Annotated in this window: 18 protein-coding genes; 7 read left to right on the plus strand and 11 right to left on the minus strand. The window is 71.3% G+C overall.

What is annotated here, in order from left to right:
* Positions 1-14 precede the first annotated feature (14 nt).
* From AS188_RS07765 to cobA, 5 genes are all read right to left on the minus strand, one after another.
* Positions 15-665 carry a 3-keto-alpha-glucoside-1,2-lyase-like domain-containing protein gene (locus AS188_RS07765; protein WP_083529331.1) on the minus strand — a complete coding sequence of 217 codons (651 nt, stop codon included), beginning with the start codon at positions 663-665 and terminating at the stop codon, positions 15-17.
* The gene (locus tag AS188_RS16470) at positions 662-2,002 is read right to left on the minus strand and encodes a glycosyltransferase (RefSeq protein ID WP_083529332.1); all 1,341 of its coding nucleotides are present in this window, start codon (positions 2,000-2,002) and stop codon (positions 662-664) included. Before AS188_RS16470 ends, AS188_RS07765 begins: the two co-directional genes overlap by 4 nt.
* Before the next feature lie 11 nt (positions 2,003-2,013).
* Entirely contained in the window at positions 2,014-2,280 is a 267-nt protein-coding gene (locus tag AS188_RS07780; protein WP_147050421.1) for a hypothetical protein, read from the minus strand.
* A gap of 459 nt (positions 2,281-2,739) precedes the next feature.
* The gene (locus AS188_RS07785; RefSeq protein WP_058858380.1) at positions 2,740-3,561 is read right to left on the minus strand and encodes a uroporphyrinogen-III synthase; all 822 of its coding nucleotides are present in this window, start codon (positions 3,559-3,561) and stop codon (positions 2,740-2,742) included.
* On the minus strand, positions 3,554-4,573 hold the full coding sequence (gene cobA / locus AS188_RS07790) for a uroporphyrinogen-III C-methyltransferase (RefSeq protein WP_058858381.1): 1,020 nt from the start codon (positions 4,571-4,573) through the stop codon (positions 3,554-3,556). The genes AS188_RS07785 and cobA overlap by 8 nt, the downstream gene beginning before the upstream one ends.
* Positions 4,574-4,761: 188 nt before the next feature.
* Between cobA and AS188_RS07795 the strand changes: the two genes are divergently transcribed.
* A complete protein-coding gene (locus AS188_RS07795) occupies positions 4,762-5,490 on the plus strand; it encodes a sirohydrochlorin chelatase (protein ID WP_058858382.1) in 729 nt (242 codons plus the stop codon).
* Between the two features lie 499 nt (positions 5,491-5,989).
* Here AS188_RS07795 and AS188_RS07800 read toward each other — a convergent pair whose 3' ends face one another.
* A complete protein-coding gene (locus AS188_RS07800; RefSeq protein WP_470368375.1) occupies positions 5,990-7,573 on the minus strand; it encodes an amino acid permease in 1,584 nt (527 codons plus the stop codon).
* Positions 7,574-7,731: 158 nt separating this feature from the next.
* On the opposite strand from AS188_RS07800, the gene AS188_RS07805 reads away from it, so the two are divergent.
* The 6 genes from AS188_RS07805 (at position 7,732) to AS188_RS07830 (ending at position 18,884) form a co-directional block, all read left to right on the plus strand.
* Positions 7,732-8,688, plus strand: coding sequence for an alpha/beta hydrolase family protein (locus tag AS188_RS07805; RefSeq protein WP_186815350.1), 957 nt, complete (start codon positions 7,732-7,734; stop codon positions 8,686-8,688).
* A gap of 550 nt (positions 8,689-9,238) precedes the next feature.
* Entirely contained in the window at positions 9,239-13,306 is a 4,068-nt protein-coding gene (locus AS188_RS07810) for a Pls/PosA family non-ribosomal peptide synthetase (protein WP_083529333.1), read from the plus strand.
* Complete coding sequence (locus AS188_RS17670) at positions 13,296-14,630, plus strand: heparan-alpha-glucosaminide N-acetyltransferase domain-containing protein (RefSeq protein WP_083529334.1); 1,335 nt, start codon at positions 13,296-13,298, stop codon at positions 14,628-14,630. Before AS188_RS07810 ends, AS188_RS17670 begins: the two co-directional genes overlap by 11 nt.
* A gap of 252 nt (positions 14,631-14,882) precedes the next feature.
* Entirely contained in the window at positions 14,883-16,013 is a 1,131-nt protein-coding gene (locus AS188_RS07820) for a tyrosine-type recombinase/integrase (protein WP_058858384.1), read from the plus strand.
* Positions 16,010-16,366: a helix-turn-helix domain-containing protein gene (locus AS188_RS07825; RefSeq protein ID WP_204356326.1), complete on the plus strand. Its 357-nt coding sequence runs from the start codon at positions 16,010-16,012 to the stop codon at positions 16,364-16,366. The genes AS188_RS07820 and AS188_RS07825 overlap by 4 nt, the downstream gene beginning before the upstream one ends.
* On the plus strand, positions 16,359-18,884 hold the full coding sequence (locus tag AS188_RS07830) for a PHD finger domain-containing protein (protein WP_147050504.1): 2,526 nt from the start codon (positions 16,359-16,361) through the stop codon (positions 18,882-18,884). Before AS188_RS07825 ends, AS188_RS07830 begins: the two co-directional genes overlap by 8 nt.
* Before the next feature lie 92 nt (positions 18,885-18,976).
* Here the strand turns inward: AS188_RS07830 and AS188_RS07835 are convergent, their stop codons facing one another.
* From AS188_RS07835 to AS188_RS07855, 5 genes are all read right to left on the minus strand, one after another.
* Complete coding sequence (locus AS188_RS07835) at positions 18,977-19,279, minus strand: DUF4193 domain-containing protein (RefSeq protein ID WP_058858386.1); 303 nt, start codon at positions 19,277-19,279, stop codon at positions 18,977-18,979.
* Between the two features lie 30 nt (positions 19,280-19,309).
* Complete coding sequence (locus AS188_RS07840; protein WP_062737170.1) at positions 19,310-19,777, minus strand: hypothetical protein; 468 nt, start codon at positions 19,775-19,777, stop codon at positions 19,310-19,312.
* A 206-nt stretch (positions 19,778-19,983) separates the two neighbouring features.
* Positions 19,984-20,367: a low affinity iron permease family protein gene (locus tag AS188_RS07845; protein WP_058859808.1), complete on the minus strand. Its 384-nt coding sequence runs from the start codon at positions 20,365-20,367 to the stop codon at positions 19,984-19,986.
* Positions 20,368-20,737: 370 nt separating this feature from the next.
* Entirely contained in the window at positions 20,738-20,998 is a 261-nt protein-coding gene (locus AS188_RS07850) for a hypothetical protein (protein ID WP_058858388.1), read from the minus strand.
* Positions 20,995-21,357: a hypothetical protein gene (locus AS188_RS07855; RefSeq protein ID WP_058858389.1), complete on the minus strand. Its 363-nt coding sequence runs from the start codon at positions 21,355-21,357 to the stop codon at positions 20,995-20,997. The genes AS188_RS07850 and AS188_RS07855 overlap by 4 nt, the downstream gene beginning before the upstream one ends.
* Between the last annotated feature and the right edge of the window lie 52 nt (positions 21,358-21,409).

Genomic DNA, 21,409 nt, shown 5'->3' on the forward strand with positions numbered 1-21,409 from the left:
TGGCGCACCGGATATCACGTGTCTGTGCTGTTGATGACGTCCAGGTCTTGAAACCGGACGCGGGCGTCCTCGGTGTACAGGCCGATGGCGCCGCCGCGATACGGTCGCTCGTCATCGACGATGGTGGTCAGTTCTCGGCCGTCGACGCGTACGGTCATTCGTGGCCAGTCCTGCTCGACCTCGACACGGTAGGCCTGGCCAACAGGGAAGGTCCTGTCGTCACCTGTTGCGAGGAATCGCTGGCTCCCGGGATAGGCCGGGTCCTGTTTCGAGATCTCCCACCCGTTGGGTTTGAGTGCGACGGCATAGAAGTGGTCGTTGTCCCTGAAGTTCCACAGAACCCAGCCCACTTCCCACACATTCGGGTCGCCCTGCCGGAGCTGCTCCTCAGTCTTCATCGTGATGGCGAAATCAGCGTCCTCGTAGGACTGCGTGGTGTGCACCAACGATCCGTGGGTGACGTCAGGTGTGGCAGCAGCGTTCGGCTCCAGGACCACCTGTTTGTCCGAGCCCACAACGCGTCCGTACCCGGTGTAGAGAACGGACCACTGGCCATGGGTCTCGCCGTCGGACCAAGGCTGAATACGCCACATGTTGTTGACCCCTGCCACGACGACCAGAGCAAGTATCCCGACTCCTAGCACAATCCGGACAGGTTTACTCATGTGTGCACCTCGGTGGTGAGCTCATTCGCGGATGAGTCGACCTGGGTCTTGTTCTCGACGACACGTTCTGTTTTCGACCAGCCGTTCTGCCCGCGTACAGCTCGGTACGTCGCCTTCCATCCCGCGAGGTACCACAGCGTCGCGTAGAGCACGTACGCATGCATGAGAACAACGGCGGTCGGCACTCGCAGACCGTGGTGCCGTTCTTGGGACCAGTAGACGAGGCCGAATAGGAGAGCTGGCCCGAATGCGACGAGATAGGCGGAGATCCACCACCGTGAGACGACGGCGTCGCCCACCACGATCCCGAGGATGACATCGAATGCCCACAGGGCGAAGGCCACGCTGAGGCACGACGTAATCAGCAGGAGGAACGGACTGGTCAGGTGGTACACCAGGTCGGCTCGCCGTGTTCCGGTGAGGTCACGGAGCACCCAGGGGACCAGGCCCCAGGACTGCAGGTGTCCCTGGAACCAGCGAGTCCGTTGCTTCACCCATCGCTTGACGTCCACAAGTCCTTGCTGATGCACCGACGACGTCGAGCAGAACTCCGTCTCCCATCCGTCGATGAGGAGTCGCACGCCTAGGTCGAGGTCTTCCGTAAGGCTGCGCGACCACGGTGACTCTCCCAGCCCGTTCAGGGCGGAGAGGCGGACGAACTGACCATTGCCACCAAGACCGACACTCCTGAGATGGCGTCGTCCACGCTGGAAGACATGTGTGTAGAGCACGAACTCCAGATCCTGCATACGTGCCAGCAGGTTTTGATGCCGGTTGTTGATACGGACGCCGATCTGCACGGCACCGAGCCGATTGTCCATGAACAGCGGAAGAACGTCCCCCAGGGCGTGAGCGTCGAGTCGCCCATCGGCATCCATGACGCACACGACAACCTCGGAGTGGGGTATCCCGGCAATCAGATCACTGTGACGCAAATGCTGGATCGCAGCGTTGAGAGCTTCACCCTTCCCCTGTCGGGCCCCCGGAAGTACTCGTTGGAAGAGATGAACCCGTGGATCCGGGTGTGTGCGCACGATGTCTGCCGTGTCGTCGTCGGAGCCATCGTCGATGACAAGAATGTGCACCCGGGGATGTTCTAGACTTGCCAGACGGTCCAAGCTCGCATTGAGGACCCTGTCCTCGTTCAGGCACGGCACGACGAACACGACCGTCTTGTCCTCCGGAACAAAGGAGCAGAACTCTCGTCGTGCTCGTGCGGAGCGTGGCTCCCACCGCGAGAGAACAAGGACCGTCAGGCCGTACAGGACACTGATGGTCACGAGGAGCACAGCAAGAGAGAGGACGAGGTCAATCCTCTCTCCGAACAGCATGATCATGGTCGGACGCCTCAGGCGCTCAGGGCGCGCTCATCAGCGGCCTCAACCGGCCGGCCGCCCCAACCAACCTCCACCTGCACGGGCAGCGAGGTCACGGTGGCATGCAACTCCTCATGCTGATGACGGTTGCGAATGCGTGTGGCAACGCTCGAGATGGCGACAGCGCTCATCAAGAACAGCAGGTAAGCCATGAAGAGTGCCATGGCGAGCGTGAGCAATATGCGACTGCCGTCCTGCAGGAAGGATTGAGCGGAAGCCGCAAAGGAAGCGGTGCTCATGGGCATGACAAGATTGACGTACACAGAGTTCCCCCCGATGCGAAGCGGGCCCATCCCCCCGATGGGCCAGCCAGCCACCTTCCCCAAGGTGAACCAGCTAGTAATAGAGTTCCAGAAGGGGGGTGCCTATGCAAAAGGGAGGTCTTCCCGCCATCATCTGCGGCAATCCATCCCCATGTGCTTGTTTAAGCAAATATGATTCATAACCATATAAACCATAGGTGCCCGCCCGCTCGTTTGCTACTCAATGTAGCTCGAAGTGGGGACAGACAGAGCTGCACTTTTCAGGCCTGCTGAGATGTTCCGGGTGAGGTCACAATTCGCGCATGACCAGTTGTTTCGTCCCTCAACTCCCCGCTCACAAGCCGCGATTTGCAGTCATGTACCCACACGTCGCTGTAGGCAGGGATGTCCTAGCAGTCCTGGGTGTCGATGTGCAGCAACCGATCAGGAGCGAGCTCAGCTCAGCGCGTCGACCAGCTGCTTGAGCATCGCGCCCATCCGGAAGCGCTCCGGGACGAGCGGTTCGAGGCCCATCGCCTCGAGCGGGGCGGCCGTGACGGGCCCGACGGTCGCGGCGAGCATGCCGTTCCGGAAGGCGGCGAGCAGCTCCTCGTGGAGGCCGAGCTCCTCGGCGGTCGAGAACAGGGCGTCGACGGCCGGGGCGGCGGTGAACGTGATGGCGTCCACGCGGCCGGCGGCGGCCTCGCGGATCAGGACGGGGACCTGCCCGTCGTCGTCGGCGGGGGCCCACCGGTAGGGGGTCACGGTGAGCACGCGGGCCCCGGCGTCGGTGAGCCGGCGGCGCTGGGCGACGTCGGCGATCCCGTGCAGCTGCAGCCCCACCGTGCGGCCGGTGAGGTCCCCGCCGTGCTCGGCGAGCACGAGGTCCACGAGCCCTGCGGTGGTCTCGTCGGCCGACATCCCCGCGTCCTCGAGGCCCAGCCCGCGCACGGCGCCGCGGCCCTTGGGCCCGCGCACGTACACGGCGGCCCCGTGCAGGCAGATCAGCAGCTCGGCGTCGAAGCCCTGGGCCACCGCGGCGTCGTGCCAGCGGCGCAGCCCGTAGCCGGTCGTGATGAGCACGAGGTCCGGCCGGGCCTCGAACAGCGCCCGGGACGCGGCGGCGAGCGGGCCGTCCCGGTCCACGGGCTCGACCTTCAGCGCCGGCGCGTGGATCACCCGCGCGCCGCGGCGCTCGAGGGCCGCGATCTGGTCCTCGGCGCGGCGGTGGGCGGTCACGCCCACGACCCGGCCCGTCAGCGGACCGGGCTCAGCCATGCGCGGCGACCTCCGCGAGGAACGCGTTGCGCTCCGCGGTCGCCAGGCGCACGACCGGGCCCACGACGACGACGGCGGGGGAGCCGCAGCCCGCCCGCGCCGTGTCCTCGACCGCGTCGCGCAGCGAGGTGATCGTGGAGCGCTGCCGGTCGGTGAACCCGCGCTCGACCACGGCCAGGGGCGTGGCGGGGTCGGCCCCGGCGCGCACCAGCCCGGAGACGAGGTGGGGGAGCGTGCCCACGCCCATGAGCACCACGAGGGTGCCGCCGGCGGCGCCGAGGCCCGCGAAGTGCTGCAGCTCCGCCTCGGAGAACGGCACGTGGCCGGAGGCGACCGTGAACATCCGGGAGACCTCGCGGAAGGTCACCGGGATCCCGGCCGCCCCGGGCACCGAGACCGCGCTCGTGATCCCCGGGACGACGTCGACCGGGATGCCGTGGGCGGCGCACGCGGCCAGCTCCTCGCCGCCGCGGCCGAAGACGTAGGGGTCCCCGCCCTTGAGCCGCACGACCGACTTCCCGGCCAGGGCGTGGACGACGATGAGGTCCTGGATCCGCTCCTGCGGCACCGGGTGGTGGCCGGGGGTCTTGCCGACCGGGATGACCTCGGCGCCGGGGGCGGCCGCGGCGACCGCCCCGGCCGGGGCGAGCCGGTCCACGAGCACGACGTCGGCGTCCTGCAGCGCCTGCACCGCCCGCACCGTCAGCAGGTCCTCGGCCCCCGGGCCGCCGCCGACCAGGGTGACCCGCCCGCCCTCGCGGGCGGCCGGTTCGTGGACGACCGGCACGCGGGCCCCGGCGTCGTCGAGGGCCTTCCGCCACCGGGCACGGCCCTCCCCGACGACGACGGCGAGCCCCGCCCCGGCCACGTCGGCCGGGCGCAGCTGCTCGGGGGCCGCGACCGGGCGGACCTCCGCGCCGGCGGCGGCGCAGCGGCGCAGGGCGCGGCGGGCGGCGGCGGGTTCGCCCAGCACGAGCACGGGCACGGCGGTGAGGTCGGCGGTCAGGAGCATGCGGTCCTCCAGGGGGTGGGTGCACCGGGGTGCACGTGTGGTCCGGACTCCAGCGTGCGGCATGCGTGTTTCCCCGGCATTGCCGCGTGACGTCGCATGACGACTGTTGCGTTCCGTGCCGGTTGCCGCTCCCGCACGGGCCTGGCTCCGTTCCGTGAGGCGGGGATCCGGGTCCTAGGCTGGTGCCCATGTCCTCGACCGGTTCCCCCGTCCTGCTCGCCTGCGCCCACGGCACCCGCTCGCGCGCGGGCCGCCGCGCGGTGTCCCGCCTCGTCGACGCGGTCGCCGCGGCGCTGCCCGGCACCGAGGTCGTGCCCACGTGGGTCGACGTCCAGACCCCCGACCTCGCCGAGCGCACCGGGCAGCTGGCCGGGCGGCCCGCGGTGGTCGTGCCGCTGCTGCTCTCGGCGGGCTACCACGTCTACGTGGACGTGGCTCGGGCCGTCGCCGCGGACGAGCAGCACCGGGTCTCCGCGGCGCTCGGCCCGGACCGGGCCCTCGCCCGCCTGCTCGCCCGGCGCGTGCACGAGGCCTGCGCCCGCACCGGCACCCCGCTGCGGCCCGCCGACGCCGTGGTGCTCGCCACCGCCGGTTCCTCCGACCGCCGTGCCGTGGCCGACTGCGCGGTCGTGGCCGAGCAGCTGGGGGAGGAGCTGGGCCGGCCCGTGACGGTGTCCTACCTCGCGGCGGCCTCGCCCCGCGTGGCGCAGGCGGTCGCCGACGCCCGGTCCTCCGTGCCCGCGGGCGGGCGGGTCGTGGTCGCCAACTACCTGCTGGCACCGGGCTACTTCCTGGACCGCTCCCGGGAGGCCGGCGCCGACGTCGACGCCGACCCGCTCGCCCTGCCCGACGGCGAGGTCCCGCCGGAGCTGGTCGACGTCATCGTCACCCGCTACCGCTCGCAGCTGCCGGCCTGACCCGCCGGCCGGCTTTCGTGGTGGCCCTGCGCCCGGGGAAGCCCCTCGCGGCGCCGAGTCCCCACCGTGGCCCCCGGCCCGCGCCCGCGCCGAGTGCCCACAGCACTGACCCCTGCGTCCGCCGAGTCCCCACCGCACCACCTCCCGCACCGCCAGGACTCCAGCACATCGGGCCTGCGTCCGCCGAGACCCCACCATGCCGACGCTGGCGTCGCCGAGTCCCCATCCGCGCAAACCGCTGCTCTCGCTGAGTCCCCATCTCACCGGCTCCGGCAGTGCGGAGTCCCCACGCCACCTGGTCTGCGTTCACCGAGTCCCCTACTGGGCAACCGGTTTGTCGCCGAGTCCCCTTGATGTCGGCATTTCCCCCGTCGCGCGACGGGGGAAATGCCGACATCGAGGGGACTCGGCGACAAACCGGTTGCCCAGTAGGGGACTCGGTGAACGCAGACCAGGTGGCGTGGGGACTCCGCACTGCCGGAGCCGGTGAGATGGGGACTCAGCGAGAGCAGCGGTTTGCGCGGATGGGGACTCGGCGACGCCAGCGTCGGCATGGTGGGGTCTCGGCGGACGCAGGCCCGATGTGCTGGAGTCCTGGCGGTGCGGGAGGTGGTGCGGTGGGGACTCGGCGGACGCAGGGGTCAGTGCTGTGGGCACTCGGCGCGGGCGCGGGCCGGGGGCCACGGTGGGGACTCGGCGCCGCGAGGGGCTTCCCCGGGCGCAGGGCCACCACGAAAGCCGGCCGGCGGGTCAGGCAGTTCTGTCCCAGGATCACGATCGCGCACAACGCCAGGGCGATCATCGGTCCCAGCGGGAAGAAGCGGGCCTTGTACGGGAGGTCGGCCAGGTCCTTGCCCTGGGCCAGGTAGGCCTTGCGGAAGCGGTAGTGGCTCCAGGCGATGCCCATCCACACGATGAACCCCGCCAGCCCCGACGCGCTCACGAGCCAGACGTAGGCGGCCCCGTCGCCGATCAGGGTGGTCAGGAAGCAGGCGGCCCCGACGGTGGTGGTGGCCAGCAGGGCGTTCATCGGCACCCCGCGCCGGTTGACCTTCGCGAGGAACTTGGGGGCTTTGCCGGAGTCGGCCAGGGCCCAGAGCATGCGGGTGGAGGCGTAGAGCCCGGAGTTGCCGGCCGAGAGGATCGCGGTGAGGATCACCGCGTTCATCACCGAGGCCGCGGCCAGGACCCCGGCGTTCTCGAAGACCAGGGTGAACGGGGAGATGGAGATGTCCTCGACCCCGGAGCCCAGCAGGTGGGGGCTGGTGTAGGGGATGAGGAACCCGACGATGGTGATCGCCCCGACGTAGAAGAGCAGGATGCGCACGAACACGGTGCGGATCGCGCGCGGGACGTTCTTCTCGGGGTCCTCTGCCTCACCGGCGGCGACACCGACGAGTTCGGTGCCCTGGAAGGAGAAGCCGGCGACCATGAAGATCGCCAGGATCCCGGCCCCGCCCCCGACGAAGGGGGCGTCCCCGGTGGTCCAGTTGGAGAACCCGGGGGATTCGCCGCCGAGGATGCCCACGATCATCAGCACGCCCAGGACCAGGAAGATCACGACGGTGGCGACCTTGATGAGGGAGAACCAGAACTCGCTCTCACCGTAGGCCCGGGTGGACAGGGCGTTGAGGCCGAAGAGGACGGCCAGGAACAGGGCCGACCAGATCCAGGAGGGGACATCGGGCAGCCAGTAGCGCATGATCAGGGCTGCGGCCACGAGTTCGGCGGCGACGGTGATCGCCCAGTTGTACCAGTAGTTCCAGCCGATGGCGAAGCCGAAGGAGGGGCTGACGAAGCGGGTGGAGTACTCCTCGAAGGCCCCGGAGACCGGCAGGTAGGTCGACATCTCGCCCAGCGACTGCATGAGCAGGAACACCATGAGTCCGATGGCGACGTAGGCCAGGAGGGCCCCGCCGGGGCCGGCGGTGGCGATGGTGTTGCCCGAGGCCACGAACAGGCCGGTGCCGATGGCACCACCCATCGCGATCATCGTCAGGTGGCGGGTCTTGAGGGTGCGGCGCAGGTGCCCCTGGGTCTCAGGGGTCGGCTGCTCGTGCACCGGTGGTGCGGCGATGGCCACGGGATTCTCCTTGAACGGGTGCGGTGGAGGGCACGCCAGGGAGAGGCCCGGGGGGTCACCGTCCCCCCGAACGGTCACAGGGCATTATGGGCGTTCCCGTTTGCGGGCACAAAACGAGCTGGTCGGAGCGGGGTGGAGCGCGCCTCTACGATGGTCGGATGCACCGAGCGCCCGACCCCGAGCAGGGGCACCGTCCCCGTCGTCGTGCCCTGGCCGCGACGGTCGTGGCCGCGGGGCTGGCCCTCGCGCTGGTGCTGATCGCGCTCCCGCGGCTGCTGTGGGAGCCGGGGCTGGAGGCCCCGGGAACGGTCTCGTGCGCGGCCTACGGGCTGCCGGAGCTGACCGTGCCGTCCCGCCCGGACCACCGCCCGCTGGGCGACGGGCCGGTGCTCTCGCAGGGCCCGCGCCTCGGGGAGGGGCCGGCGGACCGCTGGGACGTGGCCTTCGAGCACGAGGGCGTGACCAGCACCTACCACGTGCTCGCCGACGGCATCGACTGGTCCCGGCCGGTGGGCGTGGTCTTCCGGCTCCACGGCGACGGCGCCTACGAGTTCCACCATCCGCAGCGCAAGCTCTCCTGCCTCGCCGAGGTCGCCCGCTCGCACAACGCGATCCTGGTCGCCCCGCGCACCCCGGACCGCACGGGGGAGCCGACGTGGTGGGAGGACCTCGACGGCAACGCCGAGTGGTTCCTCGCCCTGGCCGAGCAGCGGATCTTCGCCGGGTACGACCTCGACCGCTCCCGCACGTGGCTGCACGGGTACTCGGGCGGGGCGGAGTTCATCAGCTACGAGCTGCTCGCCGACAGGATCGGCCTCCTCGAGGGCGGCGGCGCCATCCTCTCCGGCGGTGGGGGCGCCCCGGCCGGCGCGGCGTCCGCCCCCACCGCGGAGCAGCGCGCGGACCTGCGCCTGCACTGGGACGTGGGGGCCGACGACGACGGCACCGACCCGCACGCCCCCTTCGACGCGCTGCGGGCGGCCCGGGCCGGGGAGGCTTGGTACGACCGCCGTGGCTTCGAGCGCACGAGCCTGCAGGTGCGGGAGAACACCGACCACTTCGAGCTGCCCGAGGCACGGGTCCTCGACCGCCTGCTGACGGCCGCCGAGGACTGAGGCCGGCGGAGGGACACTCGCTGCCGTCCGGCACCCGTGGGGGCCGGGGGAGCGGGGCACCCGCTGCCGTCGGGCACCCGTGGCGGCCGGGAGCGGGCGGCGTCCGGCACCCGTGGGGCCGGGGCCGAGCGGCGACCGGTGGCGGGTACGGGCGCAGACCCACCCGTGCTCGGGGCCGGACGGCCCGGTCCGCGCCGGTCCTCCGACGTGGTCCGCACCACGCCGGCGTGACGCGGAACGCACCTGTGATCCTTCTCTCGACTCACCGGTAACCACTAGCTGGCCTGTGGGGCTTGCAACTGCAACCGATCCGTCCGTACGGTATAGTTACGCAGCCGGCGGGGGCCGGCTCAGGGGGGACGACCGGCGCCGGGGGTGCCGGTCCGGACGACCGTCCGACACGCACGCACCCGCCGCCGGCCACGATCCGGCGCGGGCCACGACGTCCCGCGGCCGGGAGCACCGGCCTGCTGAGCGCACCTCGACCTCCCGTCGGCCACGGCCGCGGCACAGACCTGCCGCGGCACGGACGTCGATGGGGGATTTTCAGATGACAGTGCGCCCGATCTCGCGCAGCGGCTCCACCGGGCACCTGGGTGGCTCCGCCGGCGCCGGGAGCCGGCTCGCCGGCGACGGGTGGTCGGAGGAGAACGGTGTCCTCGAGACCGCCCTGCGGACCCAGCCGCTGCCCACCGTCCGCGGCCGGGCCGTCTACCCGGCCGTCGCGCCGCCCGCGCCCCGCACGCTCGTGGACATCGTCCTCGACACCGTGAACCGGCACCCGGGCGCCGTCGCGATCGACGACGGCGGCACCGAGCTGACCTACGCCCAGCTGCTCGAGCGCGTCGAGGCCGAGGCCCAGCGCCTGTGGGACCTCGACGTCGGGCGCGGGGACCGCGTGGGCATCCGGGTGCCCTCCGGCACCGTGGACCTCTACGTCGCGATCCTCGGGACGATCTTCGCCGGCGCCGCCTACGTCCCGGTCGACTTCGACGACCCCGACGAGCGCGCGAACACGGTGTGGGAGGAGGCCGGCGTCGCCGTCGTCTACGGCGCGGGCCTGGCCCTCGAGCGCCGCCCCGGCGTGCGCACCGGCGCCGACAGCGACCAGCCGCGCACCACCGACGACGCCTGGATCATCTTCACCTCCGGCTCCACCGGCAAGCCCAAGGGCGTGGCCATCAGCCACCGCTCCGCCGCCGCCCTGGTCGACGCCGAGGCCGAGCTCTACCTGCCCAAGCGCCCCCTGGGCCCGCGCGACCGCGTGATGGCCGGGCTCTCCGTGGCCTTCGACGCCTCCTGCGAGGAGATGTGGCTGGCCTGGCGCTCCGGCGCCGCGCTCGTGCCCGCACCCCGCTCCGTGGTGCGCTCCGGCACCGACCTCGGGCCCTGGCTCGTGGAGCGCGGGATCACCGCCGTGTCCACCGTGCCGACCCTGGCCTCCATGTGGCCGGCCGAGGCCCTCGAGCGGATCCGCCTGCTGATCTTCGGCGGCGAGGCCTGCCCCAACGACCTCGCCGCGCGCCTGGTCCACCCCGGCCGCGAGGTCTGGAACACCTACGGCCCCACCGAGGCCACCGTCATCGCCACCGGTGCGATCCTCACCGGTGAGCCGCCCGTGCGCATCGGCCTGCCCCTGCCCGGGTGGGAGCTCGCCGTCGTCGACTCCTCCGGCAACCCCGTGCGCTGGGGTGAGGAGGGCGAGCTGATCATCGGCGGCGTCGGCCTCGGCCGCTACCTCGACCCCGCCAAGGACGCCGAGAAGTTCGCGCCCATGGACACCCTGGGCTGGGAGCGGGCCTACCGCTCCGGCGACGTCGTGCGCGCCGACCCCGAGGGCATCGTCTTTGTGGGCCGCGCCGACGACCAGGTCAAGATCTCCGGGCGCCGCGTGGAGATGGGCGAGATCGACGAGCAGATGACCCGCCTGCCCGGCGTGGCCGCGGGTGCCGCCGCCGTGCACACCACGCCCGCCGGCAACCAGGTGCTCGTGGGCTACCTCGTGCCCCAGGAGCCCGGCTCGATCGACGTGCAGGAGGCCCGCCGGCTGCTGGCCGACCGGCTGCCCGGCCAGATGGTCCCCGCGCTCGCGCTGATGGACGAGCTGCCGATGAAGACCTCCGGCAAGGTCGACCGCAAGGCGCTGCCGTGGCCCCTGCCCGGAGGCTCCACCGCCGTGGAGGCCCCCGCGCTCGAGGACGGGCTCGAGTGGCTCGCCGGCCTGTGGGCCGACCAGCTCGGCCCGCTGCCCATCGACCGCGACAGCGACTTCTTCGCCCTGGGCGGCACCTCCGTGGCCGTGGCCAAGCTCGTCTCCGAGCTGCGCCGCACCTACCCCGGGGCCGAGATCGCCCAGCTCTACCGCCACCCCACCCTCCAGGAGATGCACGAGTACCTGGAGTCGCTGGAGCGCGCCGACGTCGTCGCCCGGGACGCCGCCGCCGTCTCGACGGTGCGGGACACCCCGCGCCGCGCAGGGCTCGTGCAGGTGCCGTTCCTCGTGGCCCTCTACGCCGTCTCCGGGCTGCGCTACGTCGTGGGCTCGCTGCTCGTCGTGTGGGTCCTGTTCAACCTCTTCGGCGCCGGCTGGGTCCCCGACCTGCCGCTGCTGCCGCTGCTCGCCGGCTGGCTCGTGCTCTTCGCCCTGCCCGGCCGCATGGTCCTCACCGCGCTGTTCATCCGGCTGCTCACCTTCCGGCTGCGCCCCGGTGCGCACGCCCGCGGCTCCTGGACGCACCTGCGGGTCTGGATGGCCGAGCGCGTGCTGATCTTCAACAAGTTCGACCCGGTCATGGGCACCCCGCTGATGGCCGTGTTCTTCCGGATGCTCGGCAACCGCGTGGGCGACCACGCCCACCTCGACACCATGCCGCCGGTCAGCGGCCTGGCCGTCGTCGGCTCCGGCGCGGCCGTGGAGCACGAGGTCGACCTCTCCGGCTACTGGCTCGAGGGCGACGTCTTCCACCTGGGCACGGTGACCGTGGGCGAGAACGCCCGCGTGGGCGCCCGCACCCTGCTGGACCCCGGCGCGGTCGTCGAGGCCGGCGCCGAGGTCGAGCCCGGCTCCCACGTGGTGGGCACCGTCCCCGCCGGCCGGCTCGCCGCCGGCTCCCCGCTCGAGGACCTCGGCGAGGCCCGCGCCTCCTGGCCCGCCCAGCGCGCCGGCCACGACCGGCCCCTGCGCACCTGGGCGCTGTACTCGCTCGGGCTCGGCACGGTCGGGCTGCTGCCCGTCCTCGCGATCCTGCCCGGCGGCCTGCTCGCCTTCAGCCAGGTCCGCGACCTGCAGTTCTACGAGGCCGTCTTCCCCGTCCTGGCCCTGTGGGTGCCGGTGTTCGCGGTGCTGACCCTCCTCACCTACCTCGCGCTCGTCGTGGTGCTCGTGCGCCTGCTCGCCCGGATGATCACCCCCGGCCACCACCGCGCCGAGGGCCCCGTGGGCTGGGCCGTGTGGCTGACCGGCGTGCTGCTGCAGAAGTCGCTGGTGTCGACCTACCCGGTCTACGCCTCGATCGCGACCCCGCTGTTCCTGCGCCTGCTCGGCGCCCGCGTCGGGCGCCAGGTCGAGATCTCCACCGTGGAGACCCTCCCGCACCTGAGCACCTTCGCCTCCGGGTCCTTCATGGCCGACCACTCGATGGTCAGCGCCCCGCGCACCGGCTTCGGCTGGCTCCACGTCGGCCACTCCTCCGTGGGGGAGCGCTCCTTCGTGGGCAACTCCGCGGTGGTCGGCGCCGACCGCGACCTGCCCGCCGACTCCCTCGTGGCCGTGCTCTCCTCGGCCCCCGAGCACGCCGAGCCCGGCACCTCCTGGCTCGGCCGGACCCCGGAGCAGATCGCCCGGACCTCCGACGCCGCCGACGAGGGGGCCACCTACCGGCCCCGCCGCCGGCTGGTCGTGGCCCGCACCCTCGTGGAGTCGCTGCGCATCGTGCCGTTCATGGTCACCGCCTGGATCGACCTCGCGATCGTCTACGCCCTGACCACGATCTACATGGGCTCCGCCTCCCCGGCCGAGGGCCTCGTGGCGGTCCTGCTGTGGGCCACCCCCGTGGTGCTCGCCGCCGGCGTGGTCGCCGCGCTGATCCCCGTGCTCGTCAAGTGGGCCCTCATGGGCCGCTTCACCCAGGGCGAGCGCCCGCTGTTCAGCTTCTTCGTGTGGCGCAACGAGCTCGCCGACGTGTTCGCCGAGTCCCTCGCTGTGCCCGGCCTGATCCGCCTGGCCGTCGGCTCGCCCGTGTTCAACGTCTGGGCCCGCATGATGGGCGCCCGGATCGAGCGCGGCGTGTGGTGCGAGACCTGGTGGCTGCCCGAGTTCGACCTCGTCCACCTCGGGCGCGGCGTGTCCGTCAACCGCGGCACCGTGCTCCAGACCCACCTGTTCCAGGACCGCATCATGCGCCTGCAGCCGGTGCGCATGGAGGCCGGCTCCACCCTCGGGCCCAACAGCTTCGTGCTGCCCGGCTCCACGGTGGAGGAGGGCGCGACCGTCTACCCCGGCTCGCTGGTCATGGCGCAGGAGACCGTGCCCGCCGGCACCCGGTGGGGCGGCAACCCCATCCGCCCGATGAGCACCCACGCCGATCAGCCGGTGGAGGCCGGCGCCCGTGCGCACTGACCGCGCCGCCGGACGGCGCGGGGGAGCGGCGGTCCTGGGCGTCCCGGCGCCCGAGGGCGGCCGCACCCGGCGCCGGCTCGTGGGCGCCGACGCCGCCCGCGGGCTCGCCCTGCTCGGCATGGTCGCCGTGCACACCCTGCCCGTGTGGGACGCCGGGGCCGAGCGGGCCTCGCTGAGCTGGTCGCTGTTCGCCGGCCACTCCGCGGCCCTGTTCGCGGTGCTCGCCGGCGTCAGCCTCGCCTTCCTCTCCGGCGGGGCGGCCCCGCACACCGGCGCCCGCCTCACCGGCGACCGCGCCGGACTGGTCGGGCGGGCCGCGGTGCTCGCCCTCGTCGGCCTCCTGCTCGGCTTCGCGGCCCCGCCGGTGAACAACATCCTCGTGTACTACGGGGTGTTCTTCCTGCTGGCGATCCCGTTCCTGGGACTGCGCATCCGGCACCTGCTGATCGCCGCGGCCGCCTTCGCGGTCGTCTCGCCGTTCCTCATGCAGTGGTCGCTGGAGGTGCTGCCCTCCCACGTCTACGGCAACCCCACTCCGTGGGACCTCGCCACCGACCCCGTCACCGTGCTCGCCCAGCTGCTGCTGACCGGCACCTATCCCGCCCTGCCGTACATGAGCTTCCTGTGCGCCGGGCTGGCCCTGGGCCGGATGAACCTCGCCAACCGGCGCGTGCAGACCTGGCTCGTCGGGGCGGGGGCGGCCCTGGCCGTGCTCGCCTACGGTCTCTCGAGCCTGCTGCTGCTCGGCCTCGGCGGCTACGGGCGGATCTGGGCCGCGACCCCGTGGCTGTCCGAGGCGCAGATCGACGAGATCATCGTCTTCGGCCCCGATCCGTCGCTGCCCACCACCACGCTGTGGTGGTTGATCGTGCCGGGCCCGCACACCAACACGCCGTTCGCGCTGCTGGTCAGCCTCGGCGTGGCGGTCGCCGTCCTCGGCGGGTTCCTGCTGCTGGCCCGCGCGGCCGGCACGGTGCTCACGCCGCTGGCCGCCGCCGGGTCGATGACCTTGACCCTCTACACCGCCCACCTGCTCTTCCTCGCCACGGGGCTGCAGGACCTCGCCCCCGGGCTGGCGTTCTGGGGGCAGGTCGTGGTGCTGGGCCTGTTCGCCCTCGCCTGGCAGCACGCCCGGGGCCAGGGCCCGCTGGAGAAGGTGGTCGCCCGGGTCTCGAAGCAGGTGGCCCACCGGGTGACGGCGCGCCCGGACACGGCCGGTGGGCCTCGGGCCGGTGGGCCTCGGGCCGGTGCGGCCCGGGCGGCCTCGGCCCGGCCCGGCTCGGCCGCGCCCCGCCGGGACGAGCCCCGGTTCCGCAACGACTGACCCACCCGGGCGCCCGCCTCCGCCGCCGAGTCCCCGCATCCGCCGCCGAGTCCCCTCTGGGGCGTCATCTCCCCCGTAGCGCAACGGGGGAGATGAACGAAGTTGCATCAGATGCACGATTTCGCCTGGTGACAGTGCCGACGTTTGACATCAGGGTGTCTATCCGATCCGGTGAACCCCTCGTCATGCAGAAGGCTCTCGGATAGTCTCTGCATTAGATGCATGATTCGCCCATTTGGTGATGGGGTTCTGATGGTGAAGGCCGAAGTGCCGCAGGGGGCGGCCTCCTTGGTGCTGGCCCCTGGTGTGACCTTTCTGCAGGAGGAAGAAGCCGTCTTCGAGGCCATGGTCCAGGGGTGGTCGGCGCAGATGATCGGCGGGCGTGGACTTCAGCGGCGGTCCGTGGCCGCGGTGGTGTCCACGGTGCGGCGGTTCCAGGCCAGCACCAACGAGTGGCCGTGGCGGTGGAGTCCGCAGTTGTTCGATGAGTGGATGACCGACCGGGTCAGCACCCGGGCGCTGGCCCCCACCACCATCCGCTCCTACCAGTACGCGGTGCGTTCTTTCTGCGCCTATCTGTGCTCGGAGCACTACGGGTGGGTCGCCCAGTGCGAAGGGCGCTTCGGTGAGCCCCCGAGCCAGATCTGTCACGAGGAGAACACCGCCCAGCACCTGCAGGGCTACGAGGGGCGCCCGGGGCGTCGGCCGTTGAGCCGGGATGAGCTGCAGAAGTTGTTCGATCGAGCCGATGCCGAGGTGGCGGCCCGGCTGGATGCCGGGCGCAAGGGCGCGGTGATCGCCTATCGCGACGCGACGCTGCTGAAGGTGGTCTACGCCTGGGGCTTGCGCGCCAATGAGGCCGCGCATCTGGATGTCACCGATTTCTACCGTAACCCGCACGCTGCCCAGTTCGGTGACTACGGGGTGCTGCAGGTCCGCTTCGGGAAGGCCTCCCGGGGTGGTGCGCCCAAACGCCGCTCGGTCGTCTCCCTCTTCGACTGGGCGGTGGAGGCCGTGGTCGACTACATCACCCACGTCCGTCCCCTGGTCGTGAAGAGCGCTTCCAGTGCGGCCTCTAATGCGCTGTGGTTGACCGAGCGCAGGACCCGGCTGCAGGCCCGTGACGTCGCGGACCGGTTCGGGTTCTACCGCGATGAGCTCGGCCTGGATCCGGACCTGTCCCCGCACTGTCTGCGCCACAGCTACGTGACCCATCTGATCGAGGACGGGGTGGACCCCCGCTTCGTCCAGGAACAGGCCGGTCACGTCTACCAGTCCACCACCGCGCTTTACACGGCCGTGAGCGGGGACTTCAAGAACAAGATGCTCCACGACGCGATCCGGGCCGTGCTGCCCACGACCCCGGGAGGGCAGAGACAGTGAAGGTCATCGGCTATGAGTGGAAGCTGCGGCAGGTGATGGCGGCTGCGGGGATGTTCAGTACCACCAAGCTCATCCCGGAACTGGAAGCGAGGGGTATCCATCTGTCGGCCAGCCAGGTCTACCGGCTGGCGGCGGAGAAACCGGAACGGCTGAGTCTGCACGTGCTGGTGGCCCTGATGGACATCTTCGGCTGCACCGCCGATGATCTCATCACCCGCGTCGATCTCGGCGCGGCCACCACTCGCACCCGCACCGGCACCGAGGCGGGGTCGCCCGAGGGCTCGGCTGATGCGTTGCGCGCCTCCGGGGCCCGGCCCAAGCGGGCCCAGATCGTGCCTCCCAGCGATGGTTGAGCACCCGGGGCGGTCTCTCACCGAGGTGATCAGCATGGTGGAGGCCGGTGTACCCGCCGACCGCCTCCGGGAGATCCTGGCCGTCATCGTCGTGCGGCCCCCCTCCGGGACCCGGCTGCTGGGTCAACTTCAGGCGGACCCGGGGCTGTTGACCTCGGGGACCAATGCGATGCCGACCCTGCTGCAGCGCGTCATCGCCGCCCTGCTCGAGGCCGGTGCCACCTCGGTGCGTCTGCCGCGCTGCGCCGGCTGTGGTCTCGAGCGGATGTTGCCCGAACGCCTCGACGGGCACCGGGTCTGCTCCACGTGCAAGAAGCGGGCCGGCACCAGGGCCATCATCTGTCATTGCTGTCGACGAGAGCGTCAGCTCGCCTCCTGCGTTGGGGACGTCGACTACTGCGGGACCTGCTGGCGGGGCATGTACGGGCAAGCACCGGCGATCTTCGTCGCGGCCGCCCACGGCCTGATCCCCTCCCTGGATCCTGCGGTCCTGGCGGGGATCTTCGCCCAGCTTCCCGCCGTCCCCGGGCGCCGGTTGCGCTTGGCCCTGGAGGTCGCCGACTACGGAGCGGACTGGTTCGCAGCCCCTGCCCGGGGGGCGGCCCTCTTCGGTGTCCTCTACGATCAGCTGACCCACCAGGCACCCGAGTTGCCGCCGGCGTGCTGCGGGCACTGCGGGCAGCACCGGCCGCTGACCAACGTCTATGAAGGTCTGCGCTGCTGCTCCCGGTGCTACACCGCACTGCGATCCCAACCGTGCGACGGATGTGGGCGTACGGCCCCGATCGCCCGACGGATGACCGACGAGGCCCGGCTGTGCCAGGGGTGCGCGAAGGCCCTCCCGGATGCCTCAGACACCTGCACCCAGTGCGGCACCCACCAGCACATCGTCTACCGCGGCCCCGCCGGACCCGTCTGCGCCCCGTGCCGGCTCAACGCCCAGATGGACACTTGCACCCGGTGCGGGCAGACCAGACCGTGCCGGTTCCCCGGCACCCCGGACGCGATGTGCGAGAAGTGCCGCAAGCGGAGGGAGACATGCTCCCGGTGCGGCCAGGAGCGGGTCGTCGCCACCCGGGATGAGCACGGGGCCCCGATCTGCCACAGCTGCCACCACATCCTCGAGCCCTGCAGCGTCTGCCACCGACACCGGCGCGTCGTGGGACGGGTGAAGGGGGCGCCCCTGTGCGAATACTGCTACCCGCGCCACCCGGTCAGCTTCCGCGACTGCACCCGCTGCGGCCGCCACGCCAAGCTGAAACGCACCGGGCTGTGCGACCGGTGCACCGCCGATGACCAGCTCGCCACCTTGTTCCCCCCCGAACTGCTCGCCAGCAACGGGTCCGCCCGCACGATGCTCACCGACCTCCAGACCGGGAACCCCGGCACCATCCGCAATGCCTTCCACTGCCACCGCGCCGTGGAACTGCTACGCACGGTGTTGGCCACCCCGGAGCTGCTCGATCACGAGGCCCTCGACGAGCTGGGGCCCGAGTACACGACCCGGGCGGTGCGGGCGCTGCTGGTCGAGCACGGCCTGCTGCCCGCTCGCAATCTGCCCCTGGCCCGGTTCCAGGCGTGGATCCCCACCGCCGCCCAACTGATCGAGGACCCGGGTGAGCGGCAGGCGTTCCTCCAGTTCGCCACCTGGAAGCACCTGCGCGATCTCAGGAGCCGTACGGAACCCCTGTCCGGTCCGCTGGTCACCAGCCGCCGGCGCGAGCTGCGGATCGTGATTGAACTGCTCGCCTGGGCCCGGCACCGGGGCAAGACTCTGGCGACCCTGGATCAGGCCGATCTGGACCACTGGGCCACTACCGGCGCCGAAAGATACCTCGTGGGCGGCTTCCTCACCTGGGCCCACATCAACGGCCGCAGCCAGCCCCTGGAGATCACCCGCCCGCCCAGGACGTACCTGCTGGCCGGAGGACTCAGCGATGACCACCGACGCCAGGTCCTGGATGACGTCCTGGAGCGCGAGGCCATCGGGCCGGGGACGAAGCTGGCTGCCGCCCTGGTGCTGGTTTTCGGCATCCGCCCGGCCCAGATCACCCGGATCCGCCTGTGCGATATCCAGTCCACCGGCGGGACGGTTGAGGTCACGGTGGGACCGGAGCCGCTGCTGTTGCCCGTCCCCCTGGCCGAGTTGGCTACAGGGGCCGCGGCGGACCGCACCGCACGCCGGATGCTGGCCCCCGCCCGCGACCACCACTGGCTGTACCCGGGCGCCCAACCAGGGACACCCTTGTCGGCGGCCGCTCTGGTGCGACGGCTGGCCGCCGCCGGTGTCCTGGTGGCTCCGGCCCGGACCGGGGCGCTGACCACCCTGTCCCAACAGCTGCCACCACCCGTGCTCGCCGACCTCATTGGCATGCACCTGGCCACCGCCGTGCGCTGGCGCAGTACCGTCGCCGCCAGCAACGCTCACTACGCCGGACTGCTGCTCGCCGCCGAAGAGAGCCCAACCGCAGTGCTGCGAACCGTGCTTCCCTCGGCATCCAGCACAGCGCAGCCCTGAGCGTCGCAAGCCGGAGTGATCCGCGGCGTCGTTTGGTTCACCGCCGGGTGGGCGAACTCGTCATCCGTGTTCGTGGGACCGCCGCCTGCGCGTCAGGTGTCGCAATCGGTGCAGTACTTGGCGCCTGGGCCCTCACGAGCGAGCTGGCTGCGGTGGTGAACCAGGAAGCAGGAGGCGCAGACGAATTCGTTCTCTCGCTCGGGAATGACCTGGATGGTCAGATTTTCCTCGATGAGGTCCGCGTCGGGCAGGTCGATGCTCTCGGCAGTGTCGTCGTCGTCTTCGAGGATCGGAGTTTGGGCGGTTGCGTTGCGTTGGGCGCGGATCTCCTCCAGCGATTCGCGGACCGGCTCGTCCTCAGGGGCTGTGCGGGGAGCGTCGTAATCGGTGGCCACGGGGTTTCCTCCCTACGGTCACGGCGGTGGTCACTGACGTGCCCGGTGTGTACGACCGCGCCGCCGAGGGTGGCCTGCGACCACGGGTTTGGCTGGTTCCCCCGGGGACGTCGAGAGTAGGCGCACCGATGAAGCCATCTCGGGCACCGCGCTCAGGCTCACAGCCGGCCACGGGGCTGCCGAGGACGGGGACCAGGCGGGGGCGGGACGGTGATCGGGCAGCTCGGCAGGGGTGAGAATCTGCACCGGGCTGGTGACCTCGTGCGGGCACTCGTCGTGGTCAAGCGCCCAGCGCAGCAAATCCACCGCGGGGGCCTCCACATGGGCGGCGGAGGTGAGATCGACGCTGACGATCACCGGCGGGAGCAACGTCCGGGCCCGTGCCACCACGGGGGACAGGGCCTGCTGGCTGGCCTCGGTCAGGCATCCGGTGACGAGCAGACACACATAGCGGCCGTCGAGGTCGACCTGGACAAGCACCGAGAGCTGGTGATCCATAGGGGCACCCTTCATCGCGTGCACGATCACCGACGACCTGCCGGCGCCTGTCCACGCGAGGGAGGTCCCCCGGGGATCACAAGGGGATCTGCTGGAGCGTGCCCACATTTCCCTAACCGACGAGTACCTTTGAACCTGCCGTTGACAAGGGTGGATGCCGGGGCGGCCGGGGTGTCACCGGCCGGTGTCGGTCAGGCGGCAGCAAATCACGGCCGGGGCGCGGTCGGGGTGATGAGCGCATCCTCGCGCTCGAGTTCTTCCTCGCTGCGGTTCTCCGCGTCGTAGAGGGTGGGGTCCTTGACGTCGAGCTGGCGCATGATGACGTCGAGTTTGAGGTGCACGGCGGCGCTGTCGCGGTTCTGGGTGTTCTGGATGATGAACACCATCAGGAACGTGATCAGGGTGGTGAGGGTGTTGATGATCAGCTGCCAGGTGTCGGAGAAGTCCAGGAACGGCCCGCTCACCGCCCAGGCGACGATGAGCGCCGCGGCCAGCAGGAACATCCCGGGCCGGCCCAGGGCGTTGGCGGCAGCGGTGGTGAACCGGGCGAAGTGACCCGGGTGACTGTCGGTCTTCGAGGTGGTGGGCATGGTGTCCTTCCGGTTCATGATCCGCTTCAAGCGGTGAGGGTCGTCGACTTTCCCTCTGGGGCGTGGTGGATGAGGGCCAGCACCCTGCGTGCGATGTCTCCCAAGCTGTGGCCGGTCGCGTGGCTTCGCGTTGATGCCACACCCCGCAGCCATCACGCAGGATGTCGGCCACCACCACTTCGACCTGCTCCTGCTGGCCGTACTCGGCCAGCACCGGGCGGAGGAGCTCTGGCAGCCGCGCGACGACGTCGCCGGCCCGAGCGGGGTGCCGCTGGCCAGGGCGATCAGCCGCTGCTCGACCCCGGTGTGGCTGCTCCGCCACGACCACGCGCGCCGCAGGTGTGGTGGCCCGGGGACCCGGGGCGGGGCGTCAATGGACGGGTGCGGTGGAGGCGAGGGCGCTCTCGCGGGCGTCGAGCTCGGCAAGGACCTCCTGATGGCGGTCCAGGGTGAACGGGTGAGCCCCCTCCGGGGTGGTGAGGTACTCCCGGTCGAGCTGACGGCAGATCTGGCTGTGCAACACGTGCAGCTCGATCAGGGACAGAGCGCTCAGATCAGCCGGGAAAGCACAGTCCGGCCCCAAACAGGTGCTGGTGGCACCCTCGGTGGGGGCAGAGGCGGTCGGGCTCATGCCGCCACCTTCCGGGCCGGGCCCGTGCCGGCGGAGCTGTCGGGCGTCACCCGACTTTCCGGTGAGACGGTGATCCGGTGGTGGGGCAACACGTCCGGGACCACCAGGGCCACTGGGCGGCTACCGGCGGAGTCGGTGTCCTCGAGGGCGCGGCGCAGCAGCTCCATCCCGGTCGCCTCGATGTGGTGGGCCCCGGACAGGTCGACGGTGACGTGGATGCCGGGAGTCGGGATGCGGGCCCGGCGGATCAGCGGGTGCAGGGCGCGCTGGCTGGCCTCGGTGAGGCACCCGGTGGCGAGGACGCGGACGTACTCGCCGTCCAGATCGACCTGGACGGTCACGGAGAGCTTGTGATTCACAACAGCAGCTTTCGGCGTACACGAACGGTGGCGCGGCCCACTGCTGGACCAC

The sequence above is a fragment of the Kocuria flava genome, from assembly GCF_001482365.1.
Taxonomy (GTDB): Bacteria; Actinomycetota; Actinomycetes; order Actinomycetales; family Micrococcaceae; genus Kocuria; species Kocuria flava.